The sequence below is a fragment of the Nitrosomonas sp. genome (genome assembly GCF_020852615.1).
In the GTDB taxonomy this organism is placed as follows: domain Bacteria; phylum Pseudomonadota; class Gammaproteobacteria; order Burkholderiales; family Nitrosomonadaceae; genus Nitrosomonas.
In genome coordinates this window covers 114,628-132,801 of the sequence record NZ_JADZAJ010000032.1, presented here as the reverse complement: position 1 = coordinate 132,801, position 18,174 = coordinate 114,628, and the positions used below count along the sequence as shown (strand labels likewise).

At 51.9% G+C, this 18,174-nt stretch carries 20 protein-coding genes; 8 read left to right on the top strand and 12 right to left on the bottom strand.

Going from position 1 to position 18,174, the window contains the following annotated elements; all coding sequences use genetic code 11:
* The first annotated feature begins 71 nt into the window (after positions 1–71).
* On the top strand, positions 72–2,690 hold the full coding sequence (gene pepN, locus IT527_RS08040) for an aminopeptidase N (protein WP_292968012.1): 2,619 nt from the start codon (positions 72–74) through the stop codon (positions 2,688–2,690).
* Positions 2,691–2,808: 118 nt separating this feature from the next.
* Here the strand turns inward: pepN and IT527_RS08035 are convergent, their stop codons facing one another.
* Together IT527_RS08035 and epsC are read right to left on the bottom strand one after the other, a co-directional pair.
* Positions 2,809–3,993 carry an NnrS family protein gene (locus IT527_RS08035; protein WP_292968011.1) on the bottom strand — a complete coding sequence of 395 codons (1,185 nt, stop codon included), beginning with the start codon at positions 3,991–3,993 and terminating at the stop codon, positions 2,809–2,811.
* Positions 3,994–4,090: 97 nt separating this feature from the next.
* Positions 4,091–5,017, bottom strand: a complete 927-nt coding sequence (gene epsC / locus IT527_RS08030; RefSeq protein WP_292968010.1) for a serine O-acetyltransferase EpsC — start codon at positions 5,015–5,017, stop codon at positions 4,091–4,093.
* A 237-nt stretch (positions 5,018–5,254) separates the two neighbouring features.
* Here epsC and glk point away from each other — a divergent pair, with 237 nt between their 5' ends.
* Together glk and IT527_RS08020 are read left to right on the top strand one after the other, a co-directional pair.
* Positions 5,255–6,292 carry a glucokinase gene (gene glk / locus IT527_RS08025; protein WP_363278129.1) on the top strand — a complete coding sequence of 346 codons (1,038 nt, stop codon included), beginning with the start codon at positions 5,255–5,257 and terminating at the stop codon, positions 6,290–6,292.
* Between the two features lie 14 nt (positions 6,293–6,306).
* Complete coding sequence (locus IT527_RS08020; RefSeq protein ID WP_292968009.1) at positions 6,307–6,999, top strand: DUF4126 domain-containing protein; 693 nt, start codon at positions 6,307–6,309, stop codon at positions 6,997–6,999.
* On the opposite strand, the gene IT527_RS08015 is transcribed toward IT527_RS08020, so the two are convergent.
* From IT527_RS08015 to IT527_RS07980, 8 genes are all read right to left on the bottom strand, one after another.
* Positions 6,993–7,352, bottom strand: coding sequence for a DMT family protein (locus IT527_RS08015; RefSeq protein WP_292968042.1), 360 nt, complete (start codon positions 7,350–7,352; stop codon positions 6,993–6,995). The genes IT527_RS08020 and IT527_RS08015 overlap by 7 nt on opposite strands.
* 67 nt (positions 7,353–7,419) lie before the next feature.
* Positions 7,420–8,220, bottom strand: coding sequence for a hypothetical protein (locus IT527_RS08010; protein ID WP_292968008.1), 801 nt, complete (start codon positions 8,218–8,220; stop codon positions 7,420–7,422).
* A 21-nt stretch (positions 8,221–8,241) separates the two neighbouring features.
* Positions 8,242–8,931, bottom strand: coding sequence for a 6-phosphogluconolactonase (gene pgl, locus IT527_RS08005; RefSeq protein WP_292968007.1), 690 nt, complete (start codon positions 8,929–8,931; stop codon positions 8,242–8,244).
* Complete coding sequence (locus IT527_RS08000; protein ID WP_292968006.1) at positions 8,913–9,581, bottom strand: HAD family hydrolase; 669 nt, start codon at positions 9,579–9,581, stop codon at positions 8,913–8,915. The genes pgl and IT527_RS08000 overlap by 19 nt, the downstream gene beginning before the upstream one ends.
* Entirely contained in the window at positions 9,578–10,525 is a 948-nt protein-coding gene (locus IT527_RS07995; RefSeq protein ID WP_292968005.1) for an NAD-dependent epimerase/dehydratase, read from the bottom strand. Before IT527_RS07995 ends, IT527_RS08000 begins: the two co-directional genes overlap by 4 nt.
* Complete coding sequence (locus IT527_RS07990) at positions 10,518–11,453, bottom strand: phosphoglycerate dehydrogenase (RefSeq protein ID WP_292968004.1); 936 nt, start codon at positions 11,451–11,453, stop codon at positions 10,518–10,520. The genes IT527_RS07995 and IT527_RS07990 overlap by 8 nt, the downstream gene beginning before the upstream one ends.
* On the bottom strand, positions 11,450–12,211 hold the full coding sequence (locus IT527_RS07985) for an aldolase/citrate lyase family protein (protein WP_292968003.1): 762 nt from the start codon (positions 12,209–12,211) through the stop codon (positions 11,450–11,452). Before IT527_RS07985 ends, IT527_RS07990 begins: the two co-directional genes overlap by 4 nt.
* A gap of 19 nt (positions 12,212–12,230) precedes the next feature.
* The gene (locus IT527_RS07980; protein ID WP_292968002.1) at positions 12,231–12,989 is read right to left on the bottom strand and encodes a 3-deoxy-manno-octulosonate cytidylyltransferase; all 759 of its coding nucleotides are present in this window, start codon (positions 12,987–12,989) and stop codon (positions 12,231–12,233) included.
* A 360-nt stretch (positions 12,990–13,349) separates the two neighbouring features.
* On the opposite strand from IT527_RS07980, the gene IT527_RS07975 reads away from it, so the two are divergent.
* The 5 genes from IT527_RS07975 (at position 13,350) to IT527_RS07955 (ending at position 16,418) form a co-directional block, all read left to right on the top strand.
* Positions 13,350–14,471 (top strand): O-antigen ligase family protein, encoded by a 1,122-nt coding sequence (locus IT527_RS07975; protein WP_292968001.1) that lies wholly within the window; start codon positions 13,350–13,352, stop codon positions 14,469–14,471.
* 26 nt (positions 14,472–14,497) lie between these two features.
* Positions 14,498–15,148 (top strand): O-methyltransferase, encoded by a 651-nt coding sequence (locus tag IT527_RS07970; RefSeq protein WP_292968000.1) that lies wholly within the window; start codon positions 14,498–14,500, stop codon positions 15,146–15,148.
* Between the two features lie 56 nt (positions 15,149–15,204).
* Complete coding sequence (locus IT527_RS07965) at positions 15,205–15,462, top strand: DUF2024 family protein (RefSeq protein ID WP_292967999.1); 258 nt, start codon at positions 15,205–15,207, stop codon at positions 15,460–15,462.
* Positions 15,463–15,541: 79 nt separating this feature from the next.
* Positions 15,542–16,060, top strand: coding sequence for an invasion associated locus B family protein (locus IT527_RS07960; RefSeq protein WP_292967998.1), 519 nt, complete (start codon positions 15,542–15,544; stop codon positions 16,058–16,060).
* 10 nt (positions 16,061–16,070) lie between these two features.
* Positions 16,071–16,418, top strand: a complete 348-nt coding sequence (locus tag IT527_RS07955; protein WP_292967997.1) for an arsenate reductase family protein — start codon at positions 16,071–16,073, stop codon at positions 16,416–16,418.
* A gap of 54 nt (positions 16,419–16,472) precedes the next feature.
* On the opposite strand, the gene IT527_RS07950 is transcribed toward IT527_RS07955, so the two are convergent.
* Together IT527_RS07950 and rplS are read right to left on the bottom strand one after the other, a co-directional pair.
* The gene (locus IT527_RS07950; RefSeq protein ID WP_292967996.1) at positions 16,473–17,507 is read right to left on the bottom strand and encodes a glycosyltransferase family 2 protein; all 1,035 of its coding nucleotides are present in this window, start codon (positions 17,505–17,507) and stop codon (positions 16,473–16,475) included.
* Between the two features lie 276 nt (positions 17,508–17,783).
* The gene (rplS, locus tag IT527_RS07945; protein WP_292967995.1) at positions 17,784–18,173 is read right to left on the bottom strand and encodes a 50S ribosomal protein L19; all 390 of its coding nucleotides are present in this window, start codon (positions 18,171–18,173) and stop codon (positions 17,784–17,786) included.
* Between the last annotated feature and the right edge of the window lies 1 nt (position 18,174).

Genomic DNA, 18,174 nt, shown 5'->3' with positions numbered 1-18,174 from the left:
TCTGTATAACTTGAAATCAGAAGGCTGAAGTGGGTTAATGCAGATTTTCCACCTATTGCTTACGATTGATTATGTCTGCCACACCTGTTACTTACCTTGCCGATTACCGCGTACCTGAATTCCTGATTGAGAAAACCCACTTAACCTTCGAACTGCACGAAGGCTATACCGATGTCAGCAGTCGGCTGACTGTTGTCCGTAATCCGCAAAGCATCAAAACTGATCACCTGATCCTGCACGGCGAGCAGCTGGAATTACTTGCCCTGGCCATTGACAAGCGCTCGCTTGGTATCGGGGATTACCGGACAACACCGCAAAACCTGATGGTTTACAACGTGCCGGAACGTTTTGTTCTGCACTGCAAAACCCGTATCTATCCCGAGAAAAATACTGCACTGGAAGGACTGTATCGCTCAGGTGGCATGTATTGCACGCAATGCGAGGCCGAGGGTTTTCGCAAGATCACCTATTACCTGGATCGCCCGGATGTCATGAGCGAATTTGAAACAGTGATCATTGCCGGAGAAGGTATGTGCTCGACCATGCTATCCAATGGCAATTGTGTGTCTGACACCGTACAGGATGGCAAACGCATCGTTCACTGGCACGATCCTTTCAAAAAACCCGGTTACCTGTTTGCACTGGTTGCAGGCAACCTGGCCTGCCTGGAAGATCACTTCACCACACAATCAGGCCGGCAGGTTTTATTGCAAATCTATACGGAAGCCAAAGATCAGGACAAATGCCATTTCGCCATGCAGTCACTCAAAAAGGCTATGCGCTGGGATGAGCAAACCTATGGCCGTGAATATGATCTGGATCGCTTCATGATTGTTGCTGTGGATGATTTCAATATGGGAGCCATGGAAAACAAAGGGCTCAACATATTCAATACTTCCTGCGTACTGGCTCATCCGGCCAGTACCACTGATGCGGCATTTCAGCGTGTGGAAGGGGTGATTGGCCATGAATATTTTCATAACTGGTCGGGTAACCGCGTTACCTGTCGTGACTGGTTCCAGTTAAGTCTGAAAGAAGGGCTGACGGTTTATCGTGATTCGGAATTTTCAGCAGACATGAACAGCCGTGCAGTCAAGCGTATTGAAGATGCCAACCTGATGCGCAGCGTGCAGTTTGTTGAAGATGCCGGTCCGATGGCACACCCGGTACGGCCGGATTCCTATATGGAAATATCTAATTTCTATACCGTCACCATTTATGAAAAAGGGGCTGAAGTGGTGCGCATGCTGGCCAATATTCTGGGACCCAAGCTGTACCGCCAAGCCACTGATCTGTATTTCAGCCGCTTTGATGGTCAGGCAGTCACCTGTGATGATTTCGTGCAATGCATGGAGGAGGTATCCGGCAGGGATTTGCGCCAGTTTCGTCTGTGGTATTCACAGGCCGGCACTCCGCAGCTGTATATCAGCGACAACTATGATGCCGTTCAGCAGCAGTACAGTCTGACAGTTCGCCAGCACACCCCCGCCACTCCCGGGCAGGCAGAGAAAAAGGCACTGCACATCCCGCTCAGAATTGCACTGTATGGCGGTAAAGGTGCACTTGCTCTGATGATTGACGGGCAGAACAAAGGCACAGAAACCGTACTGGATATCTGCCGGGAACAGCAAACTATCGTCTTTGAACAAATAGCAGAAAACCCGGTACCATCTTTATTACGTGGTTTTTCCGCACCCGTTAAAGTGTTTTATGACTGTCAGCTGGCACAACTGCAACAGCTGATTCTGCTGGACAGCGATGGTTTTTGTCGCTGGGATGCCATACAAAGCCTGATGCGCATTGTGTTGTGCAACGCTATCGACGGCAAAGACAACCGTGCCGAACAAGCCGTGCTGCTGGATACATTCAGACCGCTGCTCACCGGTCACGCTTCCATGGATACAGCATTACTGGCCTGCATGTTAAGTTTGCCTAACGAACCATATCTGGCCAGCCTGTATGACAAGGCTAATCCGGCAGCAATCAGCCAGGCCAGAACACAATTGCAGCAGCAGATTGCCACGCAGTTGCAGACAGAACTGCTGAGCTGCTATCAGACGCTGCAGGACAAGTCACAGGGGTTATCCGCGTCTGCCATGGCAGCACGCAGTTTACGCAACGCAGCACTGGCATATTTGCTGCATCTGGACAACGCTGATTACCGCAACCTGGCGCAGCAGCAATTTGCCCGGGCTGACAACATGACCGATCAATTTGCTGCCTTGCGGGCACTGGTGCATGCTGAACATGCCCATGTAACCGCACAGGAGGCGTTACAGGTGTTTTATCAGCAATGGCAGCACGAGGCACTGGTGGTCAATATGTGGTTTCAGGTACAGGCCACCCGACCCTGGGGGGAGGTATTACAAACCGTGCACCAGCTCTTAAACCACGCGGCGTTCGATGCGCGCAACCCGAATAAACTGCGCGCTGTGATTGCCGCGTTTGCCAATCAGAACTTTGCCGGTTTTCATGATCGTTCCGGCAAAGCCTATCAGTTCCTGGCAGATCAAATCGCCGGTATTGATCAGCGCAACCCGCAAATAGCCGCCCGCCTGCTGACGCCATTAACACACTGGCGTCAGTTTACTGACGAACACGCCACATTGATGCGCAAAGCACTGGAATCTCTTGCACAACGGGAATTGAGCAAAGATGTGTATGAGGTGGTGAGCAAAAGTCTGGGCTAACAGGAAATTGCCGGAAAGCGCTGCGTATGGGCGCTTGTTGCTACTGTCATTGTTGCTGGATAAATAGAGCGTAACGGTGGTATTGCTCTGCCTGCCACAGCATCGCTACCGGTTGCTTTCACACTGCCGGCGTTTGTGATGACTGGGTGGAAGTGCGTTTTGCGCGCGGTTCAATCAGGCCTTTCAGCACGATGAAGAGCGCAAACAGGAAAGCGAGGCTCCAGCCTGATGCGGCCACGATCAGCAGTATTTCCCGGTGATCACTCAGATTGGCCGCCATGCGTGTGATGGCGGCAATCGACATGAATCCCGTCATGACCACGATCAGTAATAGGCGTGAAGGATATTGCTTCACGTGCAGCAGGGTGACGCGCACGATGACGTTGGTTGCCAGTGTACCCAGCGCGCCGACGGTAATGGCGTGTACCACCGTGCTGAAATGACTGCCACCGTTCAGTTTTGCCCATCCCAGCAGGATCAGGCCCAATGCCAGCCAGCCGTAACCCAGCCCAAGACAGATCAGATCAGGACGCGCCAGGCAGTGCCATAACTGCCAGCGGAGCAGGCGTATTCCCGCCAGTATCCCGCTCAGGATCAGCAGGGTGCCGGAAAGCGGGACAGCAATGGGTGCCAGCAGATAGGCAGCAGTTATCGTGATGATCAGACTGCCTTCGATATTGGGTTGTACCCGGGCCTCCAGCTCCCTGCCCTGACGATAAAATTCCCCGGCGGCTGCCGGAGCCAGCATGCGGCCACCGATAAACAGCATCAGTAAAGCGAACAGTTGCACGCTTTCATCGACCAGGTAGCGGTGCAGCAGGTATGCATCAAACCGGCCGGCCAGGATGACCGCAATGGTGGTCATACAGATCAGGCCAAGCAGAGGGACAAGTGAGCGGTTACGCCATTTTTTGGCGGCCCACAGGCGGGGAAGCAACTGTCGGGCGAGCAGTATGACAAACAGGGCATTGAACGCCAGTGTAAACCAGGCAAAAGGGGCCGTCAGACCAGTGATTCTTGCCAGCAGCCAGCAACCCAGAAACCACGCCAGCCGCCGGGCAGGCATCGGTCCCAGCAGATAACCGGCGATCAGCGCCGGGGCAAGCCCAAACAGCATTTCAAAGGCATGTCCGGCGGGTAAAGCCAGGGCTGCCGGACCAAGGCCATGCCTTGCCAGCATGGCCAGCGGGATGACCAGTATTGCGTAAATGCATGCTGCCGTAAAAAACCACTGGTGAGCGTAGGCTTTAGTTTCCCCCGGCAGATACCGGGAAAATCCTTTTGCCGATTGTTCGGTATTCATTTTCGTGTTGGCTGGTTCCTGCAAACCGGTTTGCAGGAAATGAAAAAACGGGGTGAGAGGAATCCGTGTTGTCCGGGTGTGATGGATTGACCGTGTTTCAGTCGTTATGCGTTTGCGCCTGGGTGATGCGGCTGCCGGGAGGCACACTGCGTGTCAGCCAGACATTGCCGCCGATGGTGGAGCCGCGTCCGATGGTGATACGCCCCAGAATAGTTGCTCCGGCATAGATGACCACATCATCTTCTACAATGGGATGGCGGGCGATTCCCTTGACCAGTGAACCGTGCTCGTCCACCTGAAAACTTTTGGCACCAAGAGTGACTGCCTGGTACAGACGTACGTTGTTGCCAATAACCGTGGTTTCACCAATAACGACACCAGTACCGTGGTCGATAAAGAAGCTTTTGCCGATTTGCGCCCCCGGATGGATTTCGATACCGGTTTGCGAATGGGCAATTTCAGAAATCATGCGGGCGATCAGCGGTGTGCCCAGCTGATACAGCTCATGCGCCAGCCGGTGCCAGGTAACGGCAGCAACACCCGGGTAGCACACCAGCACCTCATCAATTCCCCGTGCAGCGGGATCGCCCTGATAAGCAGCCAGTACGTCTTCATCAAGTATGCGACGAATTGCAGGCAGGCGTCTGGCAAATGCCTGGGTGATTTCGGCGGCCTGTGCGTAGGTTTCATGATTGAGTTCTTCCGTTCCCGAATTGAAATACAGCTCATGCTGAATCTGGACCAGGAGGGCGCGCAATGACGAATTCAGGGTATGACCAACGTAATGGTCGACGCCTTCCACTGCCAGATCGGATGGCCCCAGCCGGTTGGGATACAAAGCGGTACGCAGGCCATCGATAATCCCGGCCAGTACCTTGCGGGAAGGGAGCTGGGGTGGATTAAGATTTCCCTGCCGGTTGAGAAGTGCGGTGGTGCGCACATCCCGCAATTCCGCCACAACGTTGTCGAGCTGTAAAGTTGTGGTTTTTAACAGCAAATCACCCGCAACACTGATATCTGTCACAATACCCCCATATTTTTTATCACGATCTAATCAATCCCGGGAGAACGGGCCCGGAATAAACCTGCCGGCCATGCCGGAATTCAGCCCGGGCTTCTGGTCGTTAAACTGGAAACATTAAATTGGAAAAACTGGCGGCCTATTGTACCCGCCCCCGTCGCTTTTGCTACCTTGAGATTATTGACTGAGGGTAAAAACAGTCGGTTTCCGGGTATTTTTACCGGTATAAATGATATAGATATGCATACTGAACCGGAGAGGATAGAACGGATGGATCAATACCTGTTGTATGGTGATATTGGTGGCACCAAGACGTTATTACGCTCAGCTGTAATCAGGGGCGGGGTGGTTGAATGTCATCATGAGCATCTTTATGACAGTCATGAATATGCTGATTTTGACGCCATTCTGGCAGATTTTCTGGCACAGTCCGGCTGCCAGCCGGCTGTTGCCTGTTTTGCCATAGCCGGGCCGGTCGTTGAACAGGAAGTACACCTGACCAATCTGCCCTGGATAATCAGTGCACATGCCATTGCAGAGAAATTCTCGATTCCCGCTGTAAAAATTGTCAATGATTTTGAGGGAACCGCAGCTTCTATCGACGTACTGCCACAGGGTGATCTGGTCACCCTGCAGGCCGGCAAGCCTTCCCCTTCGGCACCGCGTGTGGTACTGGGAGCGGGCACAGGCATGGGGGTTGCCTGGCTGATAAAGCACGGACGGTATTACGAACCGCTGGCAACGGAAGCGGGACATGTCGATTTTGCACCAACCAGTGCGACTCAGATTGAATTGCTTCGCTACCTGATGGCAAAATTCCATCGTGTTTCAATTGAGCGACTGCTTTCCGGCCAGGGGCTGACTCATATTTTTAATTTTCTGCAGACCGACGCAGCTAAAGGTGAGCATCTGAAAAGTATTGAACTGAATACAGATGATGGCGCAACCGTAACCCGTCTGGCATTTGAGCACCGGTATCCGATCGCCTTGCAGGCGCTGGATCTGTTTGCAGAAATTTATGGCACTTACGCAGGCAACCTGGCGCTGACCGGATTATGCCGGGGCGGTGTTTATATCGCAGGAGGGATTGCACCGCGCATCATTCAGGTTCTGCGGCAACCCGGATTCATCCGGGCGTTTGTAAACAAAGGGCGATACAGTGCACTGGTACGCGAGATTCCGGTTTATGTGGTGATGAATCCGAAAGCCGGCCTGCTGGGGGCCGGGCTGCTTGCGCAGCGTCTGCTGCAGCAACCGGCGATAGCACTTGCGGAATAATGGAGATTGACTGAATGAACGGCTATGAAAATCTGGTTGCAACCCTGGCACTTACCATGGGCAGCTCCTGGGCAAGCGGCATCAATCTGTATGCAGCATTACTGATACTGGGCCTGGGCGGCGCTACCGGCAATATTACTTTGCCGCATGAGCTGGCTGTACTGGAAAATCCTTTCATTATCGGAGCAGCGGGCGTCATGTATCTGGTGCAGTTCTTTGCTGACAAGATACCGGGTGTGGACAGTATTTCGGATGCCTTGCAGACCTTCGTGCGTATCCCGGCCGGTGTCATGCTGGCTGCGGGTGCTGTGGGGGATGTCTCGCCCGCACTGGAAATTGCAGCAGGTATTCTTGGCGGAGGAGCGGCGGCAACCAGTCATGCTGCCAAAACCGGTACACGCCTGATGATCAATACTTCACCAGAGCCGGTGTCCAACTGGACTGCTTCCATCAGTGAAGATTTAATGGTGGTTGGCGGACTGTGGACAGCGCTGAATCATCCGATTCTGTTTCTGATCCTGTTTGTTATATTTATCGGCCTGGCAATCTGGCTGCTGCCAAAACTGTGGAGACTGATCAGGGGGTTGCTGGTGAAAACAGCGCAATTCCTGAGGATTATGTCACCACCCGCAGCAGCGGAGGCTGCAAGCAGCCGGGAGGACGGGAAATCTCCCCGGCATCCTCCTGAATCTTCAGATGGTTACTGATCCGCCGCTATCTCGCCGCGAAAAATGAAGTACACCGCACCGAGAATGCATAACCCCGCCCAGAGGTAGTCGAGCTTGAGCGGTTCTTTCATGTAGAGCAGGCTGAAGGGTACGAATACAGACAGAGTGATGACTTCCTGCAGGATTTTGAGCTGTCCCAGGGATAAAACACTGAATCCGATGCGATTTGCCGGCACCTGCAGCATGTATTCAAAGAAGGCAATTCCCCAGCTGACCAGGGCTGCCACCAGCCATGGTTTGCTGCTTAAATCCTTCAGATGTGCATACCAGGCAAATGTCATAAAAATGTTGCTGATGGACAGCAGTCCGATGGTAAGCCCAATCTCGCGCATAATGAACCGGTGTCTGGTTAATGGTTGCATTCCGTCAGAATCGGGACAGCGTGGCGGGTGACAGCCGCTACGGGTCCGAAATCCGGTCTGTGATCCAGGTCGATGATTTATTGCCTTTCAGGTAAGTTGATCGCTGGTGGGGCGAGAGCAGATCCAGATCGGGAAACCACGGCATGTGCAGTGCGGAAAAATTGCCGGCAACCCGTACCGCATCGAAAAAATCCCCCCGATAGTATTTTTTGTGATAGATCGCGAAAGTGGTATCGATTGGCGCGGCGTATACTTCCAGCCGGTCATGCTTGAGCGGCTTATTCCAGAACCGTGATTCCCATTGCGATACAGTCACCAGTTTTTCGTAAGGAATAATTTTACCGAGGCTTGACTTCATGCGGCAACTGGTCAGCTCGTGCTCGGTCTGATAGGGCAGGGCAAAGCCCGCCTTGAAGCACTTGAAGTAATCGCAGACACCGATAAGTTGCTGAATAAAATCTGCAGGCAGATGCCGGTTAAACAGCAAATCCGGATCGGTGTAACCGAAAATATCCGGTAAAACATCATAAATCGGGCACTGAAACCCGGTGCGTGCCCCCATGTTGATCGCAGATCGTACGACAAAAGCCTGTTTTGCCATGCTGATTTCAGAAAGGATAGCGAGTGTTTCAGCATCCTTCGAGGCGTTATCAATAATGAGCGGTTTGATGGATCGTGCATTGAGCTGCCGTACACAGTGATCGACATAGATACCGTTGTTATAGGATATGACGATGATCGGCAGGGCTCCTTCCAGAGAATCCACTGCTGATTTGACTTGTACAGCGAGTTTCCGGGCAGGTTTTTTATAAAGATAGCGGCGCAGAAATTTTTTCAACGTTCAGTTCACCCGGGTGCGTTATGAGTCCGTTTCGAATAACTCCACCGGTTTCAGCTGCATGAGCCGGACAAACGGTATATTTGGGTCGGGTAACGCAATGAGCCGGTCAACCCGTTGCCTTTTTTCCTTCCCTGAGATGACCAGTACGATACGTTCACTGTTGACGAGTGCACGCAGGCTCAGGCTGATACGCAGGGAGGGTGCCGCTGGTGGTGTGGCGGTCTGGCACAGGCTGGCTGAGTTCATATCCAGCGTCATGCCGGGAAACAGGGAAGCGATGTGACCGTCCGTTCCCAGACCAAGGATAACAAGGCTGAATGGCAACGGTAATCCGAACAGGCGTTCATTGAGGCCGGTGATAGCCTGATCAGGGTGAGCACATTCAGTTTTGAGGGGGATGAAGCGGGGTTGCCGCGGCATATGCTGCAAAAAATGTTCGTGTACCAGTCGCTCGTTGGATTGCTCGCTGGTAGGTTCAACCCAGCGTTCATCACTCAGCGTGATGAAAACCTGCTGCCAGGGAAGATCCATTTGTGCCAGCCGGGGAAGATAAGTAGCGGGCGTGTGTCCGCCGGGAACGACCAGGCTGGCCTGGCCGTGTTGTGCAATCGCATTGCGCAGTGTGATGGCGGCAGACCGGGCCAGTGCTTCCGATAACGAGGTCAGGTCACTGAAAGTATGGCGTTTGATCAGGTGGTCAGTGGACACAGGTCAGATACGGTTTCGACGGGTTCGGGAAAAGGGTTGATATCGCCCGGGCGGACGCGACCCAGAAATACGATACCGTTTTGATGTGCACTTTCATAATCGACCAGTGCATCCCCAATCATCAGTACGCGTCCGGGGTCAAGCGGGTAAGCGGACAGAATGTCAGCCACCAGATTTTCCTTAAGTCGGGGAGAGCCGCGTACCTCAGTAAAGTAGCAGGATAACCCGCGCCGTTCGACAATGACCTGTAACTCGTTTTCCGGGGTGCCGGAGGCAACGAACAATGGGATCTGGTTTGCCATTTTATTCAGCAATGCTTCCGCGCCTGCAACCGGCTGGCAGGCAATGACCGCGTTCATGACCAGTTCGGAAAATTGCCGGTCCAGCTCCTGTTCTTCTTCTCTGGTGAGCGGGGGATTGTTCAGCAGATTCTGCTGGAAATAGTGAAATTTAAGGTAGCGTGACATACCGCCATTGGCGCGGTGGTAATCCACGGCTGCCTGTGCGATGGCATCACCATGATGCCGGTACAGATCGGCAAAGGCTTGCGCTTTGATGTCACCGGATTCTACGATGACACCATCGAAATCAAAGATGATAGCCTGCCAGTAATCAGCAGGCCGGGCTGTTATGTTTCTGTTTGTGTTCATGCCTGATTATCGGTAGAAGAGGGAATGGCATCATTCTCTGCTGTATCACCATGATTGATCTGCTGGTGAATTTCCTGGATACAGTCAAGCAACCCCTGGCCCAGGTCGACATGTTCATTAAGCACCAGCTTGCGGCCAATGCGCGGCTGAAATGCGTACGGCGTAATCTGGTAATGGTGCCCCGGTTTGTCCTGATCGAAATGCAGTGCAACATCCCATGGCATCATTTCCGAGATCATGGTCATAACATCGCGGATACGCATTTTTTCCTGCCCGGTCAGGATCAGGTGGCGGTTGGCAAATTCCGGAGCAAGCACCTGCACACTCATGCGGGCGGCATCTTCGACATGAATATATTCCCGGATCGCATCACCGCTGCCGTGATAAGTGACAGAATGGTTTTGTATGGCTTCATACAGCATGCGGTAGATGCCATTACGCCTGTCGGAACGGCGGCCGTAGAGCGAGCCGTAGCGCAGAATAGTGTATTCCAGCCCGTAGCGTTCATGGTAGGTCTCAGTGAAGCGCTCGGCAGCCTGTTTGCTGGCGCGGTAGAAGGAACCGGATTCCGAGTAAACATAAATGCTGCTGGCAAAGATGAAACGGCGGACACCGGTGATCCGGGCTGCTTCCAGCGCGTGCATGTTACCGATCACATTGATATTTGCAGTGCCCAGCGGGTTGTCATTGGCTTCGTCGATATCAGCGATGGCAGCAAAGTTGTAAACTGTCGTTGCCCCCTCGACAGCCCTGATGACCTGATTGATGTCCATCAGGTCGCCGGTAATCATTTCCTGATCGGGGTGCCGGAACGGCGAAGGATGGCGATCAAACAGCCGTACCTGATAACCGGCATTGGACAGGGCATCAGCGACATGGCTGCCCAGAAACCCGCCTGCTCCCAGTACAACGGCTGTTTGTCCGGGCTGTATTCCTTCATGCATTGATCAACCCTGCTTCGATGAGCCCTTTTCGCAGATTTTCAGCGGCTTCGAGTTCCATACGCTGCCGTGTTTCTCGTGCAAGCGAGCCAATATGGGAAGTCAGTATCGCCTGATTACACTTGCACAACGGGCCCTGATACGGTTCCTGTTCAAAACTGTCCAGGGCAGCCGCTTCAATATAGCCGCTATCCAGTGCTGCACATAAGGCGGCCTCATCGACTAATCCGCCGCGGGCAGCATTGATGAGGATCGTCCCCGGTTTCATGCGGGCAATGGCATCAGCGCTGATCAGGTGGTGAACTGACGGAGAATAGGGTAAGTGCAGGGTAATGAGGTCGGCCTGTTCGAGCAGATCAGCCAGGGAAACGAGTTCGATTCCAGAGGGCGCCTGTTGCAGATAAGGATCATGTGCGATGACTTTAGCGCCGAATGCCTGGCACAGTGCCGCAACACGGCGACCGATATGCCCCAGCCCGATAATGCCAACGGTACGTGCAGCCAGCAGTCTTCCCTGCGAGCGTGGCCACTCTCCCTGGCGCACGGAACGATCGGTATGATTGATCTGGCGCAGGCAATCGAGCATCAGTCCAAGTGTCAGCTCCGCAACGGCCTGTGCCGGGGCCTCGGGTGTGTTGGAAACTCTAATGTTCCGTCGTTGGGCAGCTGCCAGATCGACACTGTCCATCCCGGTACCGCAGCGTGCAATCACCCGCAGAGCGCTGGCGCTGGCCAGTACCCGTTCTGTCAGTGGTTCGACTCCTGCCAGCAGGGCAACAGTGTCATTTCCCAGCAGGCCGATAATTTCATCTTCGGTGAGCTTGCGCTGGTAAGGGTTGCCGGTGATGGTGAAGCCTTGTGCACGCAGTTGCTGTATGGCCGGATTATGATCGAAGCCGAAGGATGAAGTGGAAACGACGATTTTGCTCATAAAGATGCTTTGATGTGGTTCAGATGAGTGCGGCAGAGGGAATCAAGCATACGAATATCCAGGCCGTATCCCAGAAACGTGAAACCTTGCCCGATACGCTGTTGCAGCAGTGCCGGATCAGGTTCGACAACATGAATACCGCCTGCTGTCTGGTGACGGATTCCAGCCTCAAGCACCACCTGAATGGCGGCCTGTACATCAGGATGATCCAGTTCACCCGGTCGTCCCATTGAGCCTGATAAATCGTAAGGGCCGATGATGTAGGCATCAATACCAGGGGTGGACAGAATTGCGTCGATATGTTCGATGGCCTGGATATGTTCAATCATCGCGATGACGACGGCGCTGTCACGCAGCCATTGCCGGTATGCCTGAAAACTGGCGCCATAACCCTGTGCACGCGCCAGTCCGACGCCGCGTGTTCCTTCAGGCGGGTAGTAGACAGCACTGACTGCAGCGCGAGCATCTTCTGCAGATTTGATCATTGGCACCATGATTCCGCTGGCACCGGCATCCATGACGCGCTTGATCTGGTCGGGATGATTGGAAGTCAGCCGCACAATCGCCGGACACTGCTGTCCATCCAGCACCTGAATAAGGGCCTGTACTTCACTGAGTTCCAGCACACTGTGTTCGGTATCCAGCACCAGCCAGTCGAAACCGGCTTTAGCCATGATCTCGGCAACTGAAGGGTGCCCAAGTGTGACCCATGAACCAATGGTCAGTTCACGGCGGGCGAGTCGGGTTTTGAGTGACATGAAAATTTCGGGTAGGATTTCAGGGTTTTTGATAGCTGGCCAGCAGCGGATCGTTGGCCATCAATTCTGCAACGCGTGCCAGATCCGCTTCGGTATCAACGGCTTGCGTATCATATTCAGTTTCTATCATCCTGACACGGCGACCATGTTCCAGCAGGCGCAGCATGTCGATTGATTCGAGTTTTTCCAGTGGCGTGGGGGGCAGCCGGCTGTATTCAATCAGGCAGGTGCGAGTGAAGGGAATGATACACACCTGTTTGTAGGCAGCGGTTGCACCAAAACCATCCGGCGCCAGCGTTGGGACCGGCTGGCGGGTCATGTACAGGGCGTTTCCCTGCTGATCCATAACCACCTTGATGGTGTTGGGGCTGCGGAAATCAGCTTCATCGTCGATACGTTTCGTCAGATTGACACATTCCAGACTGGAATCATTGCGAAAAGGTGCAATGGCGGCATCAATCATGGCAGGGTACGTCATCGGTTCATCTCCCTGCACCATGACAATCAGATCGGCATCCGTGTGTGCAGCAGCTTCTGCGATGCGGTCACTGGCGCGTTCGTGGCGATCTGCAGTCATGATGACAGGTGCGCCAAAGGCGGCTGCAGCCTGCCGGATTTCCTCATCGCAGGTGGCGATATAGGTTGTGCTGAGCGACTGGCTCATGGCAACGCGCTGGTAAACATGCTCCAGCATGGTACGGCCCAGCAGTGGCGCCAAAGGCTTGCCGGGAAAACGCGAAGAACCCATGCGCGCGGGAATGATGGCAATTGTTTTCATGATGTTGAAATGAGTGGCCGGATTTGCGGAAAGTGATGAAACAACCGGGATTTGCTCAAGATGTTCTGTTGGCGAGACAGGTAAATATTACTGTAAAGTGCCGCATTCCGGAATATTCTGCGCTTTTATAATAACGCAGCTTTTGCCGGTGTCATGCGCGTTTCACCAGTTCGGGGCATGATAGCACAGGTATGAAAGCCTTATTTCTGCGCTACGGTAATAGGTTGAGCATGGGGCGTTACATGTAAAGGAGTTTTTTTGGAAGAATGGATTACACAGAACTGGCGCGAACTATTTATACGGTTTGTACTGGTGCTTTTTTGCTTTACGTTGTGGCCAAAGGGATTCATATACTGGGGGATGGGTCTGCTGGTTTTTGCCTGGCTGATGGATGGAGGAATATCCAGATGTTCTGATCTGCTTCAAGAGCCGCTGGTCATGGGTATTCTCGTTTTTTGCGGGTTATGGCTGCTTGGTCTGCTGTGGAGCGATTCTGCTGCCATTTTTCAGGGGAAATGGAGAAAATACTTTATCCTGCTGACATTTATTCCCCTGTTTTCACTTTTGAATAAGGAACGTTTGCCCTGGGCAGCCGGGGCGCTCCTTTGCAGTTATCTGGGGATAGTGGCTTTGGGGGGGTATCAGTGGGCCACACAGGGAACACAGGGAATTGCCTTGCTTGACATGTCCTACCTGTCCTATTCGTCGGCTTTGGGAGCGGGGGTCATTCTGGCGGTTTTTCTGGGCTGGGAAACGTTATCAGGAGGGAAAAGACTGCCGTCCGTTCTGTTATGGCTGACCGCCATATTGCTGTTATTCCTCCAGTTCAATCAGAGTGCGAGAGGTATGCTGATTGCCACGCAGGCAGCACTATTGCTGATGATGGTTTTACGATACCGGATAGCGTGGAGAAGGCTGGCAGGTGGTTTGTTTTTAATTATGGCCATGACGGTATTGTTTGCTGCCAGCAGTGATATTTTTCGCGACAGGCTGCAGCAGGCTGTTGCAGATTTACATGCTTTTCAGCAGGGGTACTACCAGACCAGTGTGGGCTATCGGCTGGCAATGTGGGATGTCGGTTTGCATGGTATTGCCGAGCATCCTTTACTGGGCCATGGCTCCGGTATGGCAGAAAAATATTTCGATGACAGCATTGCCACCTATAAACAGGGAATTTACAGAAAGCTGCCGGAATTTCAGGAAACTGCACATTTTCATAATGAGCTGATCGAAATTGGCATGCATCTCGGATTACTGGGTATATTGGCCTTTGGTTTTTTGTTATGGTGCTGGTTCCGGAGCTTCAGGCAGAGCCAGGTGGCTTTATTGGGCAGTGCAATCGTATTTTTTATTTTTATGTCCGGATTGACTGATACTTTTTTGTTATACGGTAGGATTCCGCCATTTCTGCTTACAGTGACGGCCATAACCGTTTGCTGGCGGAAGTATCAGAAAAATTCCGGCGCGGCCGGTCTGAAATAAGGATAAGGGAAGCCGGTAACTCAGGTATGTTGACACCCGTTAATCCAGTTATTGAACATTACATGTATGCCCTGGCGGAGCAGTTTGATCATCCTGTTCTGGATGAAATGGAAATGTTTGCGCGAGAAAATAATTTCCCGATTATCGGGAGGCTGGTTGGTGTTTCGCTGGAAATTTACGCAAAAATGATCGGGGCACGCAGGGTATTTGAGTTTGGCAGCGGGTACGGATATTCGGCTTACTGGTTCAGCAGGGCGGTTGGTCCGAATGGGCGGGTTATTTGTACAGACAGTAATCCGCGCAATCGGGGCAAAGCGGAACAGTGCCTTGCAGCTGCCGGATTATGGGAGAGGGTGACGTTCAGCACAGGCTATGCTCAGGATGTGTTTGGCCGGACAGAAGGGGATTTTGATGTCTGCTACAACGATGCCAATAAAGTCGGATACCCCGATATCTGGCTGATGGCCAGAGAACGGATTCGCCCCGGTGGCCTGTATATTGCCGACAATGTATTGTGGCATGGCTGTGTGGCGGCAGAGGACGCTGCAGATGCCAGACCGAATTGGACGAAGGCAATCAGGGAGCATAACCGGTTGATTTCGGCTGACACGGAATTCGACAGCTTCATTAACCCAACGCGGGATGGCGTTATCGTGGCACGTCGAAAAATGGCATAATAACGTTCATTTTCAGTGTTTTCGTTACTCAACATTTCTTATCAAGGAGAGTTTTTATGCAGATTCACGTTTATGACACTTACGTCAAGGCCAAAGATGGGCATGTGATGCATTTTGATGTATTTACCGATGTCAGGGATGACAAAAAAGCAGTTGAATTTGCTAAAGAATGGCTTGCTTCGATTGGAGAGGAAGGAGCAACTGTAACCAGTGAAGAATGCCGTTTTTGCCATAGCCAGAAAGCACCTGATGCAGTGATTGAAGCGATTAAACAGAATGGCTATTTCATTTATAAAATGGAAGGATGTAACTGATAACCTCGGGGATAGGCGGCTCTTGCCCCGGGTGTTGAGCCGTCACTGTTCTGATCTGATAATGATGGAGTTTGGTGAAATGAGGCGGATATTTTCGAAGGTGCTGTTGCTGTCAGCCATTTCTTTGATGGCGGGTAATGTGGTTTATGCGGCTGATCCCAGGCTGGTTGGGGAATTTGAAGATTGGGCGGCCTATGTTTATACCGAAGATGGTGGCAAGGTCTGTTATATGGTTGGCAAGCCCAAAAAAGAGGAAGGCAACTATACCAAGCGTGGGGCGGTTTATGCATTAATTACCCACCGTCCTGCCGAGAAAAGTAAAAATGTGTTCAGCTTTGTTGCAGGTTATTCGTATAAACCAAACAGTGATGTGACGGTCAGCATTGGCAGTCAGCGTATTAAGCTGTTTACCCAGAATGATACCGCCTGGGCACCGGATTCAGCGACTGATAACAAGCTGATATCAGCGATACGCAGCGGCAGCCAGATGGTGGTAAACGGGGTTTCTTCGCAGGGAACAGCTACAACAGATACTTTCGGTTTGAAAGGATCGACAGCAGCCTATAATGCGATTTCCAAAGAATGCGGAGTCAAGTGAGACTGGATTCATGGGCAATAAAATAACCATTTATCAAAAACCCACCTGCAGTAAATGTCGTGAAGCCCTGACCATTCTCAGTGAAAGTGGTCAGGTGTTTGAGAGTATTAATTACTACAACGACCGTTTAACTGTTGATGTTTTACGTGAACTGGTGCGTAAGCTGGGTATTCCGGTGAAGGGTTTGTTGCGTGCGGATGAGCCGCTTGCCAGGGGTTCAGAGTCAGCGAGTGACGATGAGCTGTTACGGTTGATGGCGGAAAATCCTGACTTAATTCAGCGTCCGATAGTGGTTCGTGGTGATAGTGCCGTACTGGGGCGGCCGCCAGAGAAAATAAAGAAGCTGCTGGATGAATGAATCCATGCGGTTTGAGACAGTCTGATTTCTTGCTGCAGAGTGTCGGTAGCTGCTTTAATTTTCTGTTTTCCCGGGTAGCAAAACGTTAATTCCCCGACATTTTCCCCAGAGAGTCAGAAAAGTGCGCAGCAAGAAGGGGACATCTGGTGTAATCCATATTTCAGCGATCTTCCTGTCTGCCCGTTTCCAGCCTCGTAATGGGATTCTGATCACGGAATACCAGTTCAGACGGTAGTTATACATTTGTAAACAGGGCAGCTGGTTTTGCGGGGTTGGTGTTAACCAGTGAACATAACCGCCATTATGAAAGATTTTATTCATGGTGCTGATCAGTTCTTCATCAAGGTCGGCCAGGGTATCATTCCATGTGAGTAACAGGAGGTTTCGCTGTGCTTTTGGGTAACGTGACAGGTAGATAGCCCGATTCTTCCGTGCCAGCGGTACACGGGCGCTGCCGAATGAGCCACCTTTCTTGTGGTAAATGTAAGCTCCCGGGAGGACTCCAAAACGCCAGCCGTTAAGATCAAGACGGCGCCCAAGGTCAATGTCCTCGTAATATCCGCGACCAAAAATCGAATCAAATCCGCCAACGGCAAGGAACACATCGCGGCGTATTAAAACAGCATGGCCGCGCAGGTAATGTGTCTGAATGTAGTTTCCAGGCTGCAGTGTATAACGGCTCAGATCAAATTTATCGTAACTGTTTCCTGTGGGGATAATGGCAGCCAGCCCGGGGTCTGCATCAAATGCTGCACAAAGCGACGGCAGGATATTTGATTTAACTTCAGTATCGGAATTCAGAATAAATACATAGAAAGCATTTGACCGACTGATTGCCGCATTAACTGTCTTGCCGAACCCCTGATTTTTTTCTGAGTGAAAGACTTTCGCACACGGGTGGGGTAAGTGGTCCAGCATTTCACGCGTTTCACTTTCAGATGCGTCATCCTGGATAAGTACCTTATGTATGGACGGGCTCAGATGGTGAATGACGGAATCAATACAACGCCTGGTTAGGACTGGTGCATTGTAGACAGGTATTACGATATCAACCTGCTTTGCGCTGGGTGGTATTGTTTCATTCGGCATAGCTGGCGGAGAGCTGGCTGTACTATAGGGGAGGGGGTTCTGCCGAGAACTTCCGGAAACGGGTTCTTCAGGTGCGGTGTTGTGCGGCACTCACGGTCTCGTTTACGTATTCAATATATGTAGTAGAGGCGTGCCTTGAACACCTCGTGCTCAGTCCATATTAAAGCACTGTAAAGACCTGTATTCCAGGTGCAGTTGTTAACTGTACCTGGAATAACGCTCTTTTTGCCGGAGAGAAATTGTAACAGCCAGGGAGTTTGCTCTGTTAGAGCTGAATTACTCTTGTGCTGCACTTTCCTGCCGCGTACCACGGGCTGGCAATTTTTCCCGGATCCTTGCTGCTTTACCGGATCTCTCTCTCAGATAGTAAAGTTTTGCTCGACGTACATCACCTCGCCGTTTAACTTCCATGCTGGCGATGAGAGGGGAGTAAGTCTGAAATGTGCGTTCGACTGCTTCCCCGCTGGATATTTTTCTGACAATAAATGAGGAATTAAGTCCGCGATTACGCTTGGCAATAACAACTCCTTCAAAAGCCTGAACACGTTTGCGGTCGCCTTCTACTACATTTACATTGACTACGATTGTGTCACCGGGTGAGAAATCAGGAATAATTTTTCCCAGTCTTTCAATTTCTTCACGTTCCAGCTGTTCTATCAAATTCATT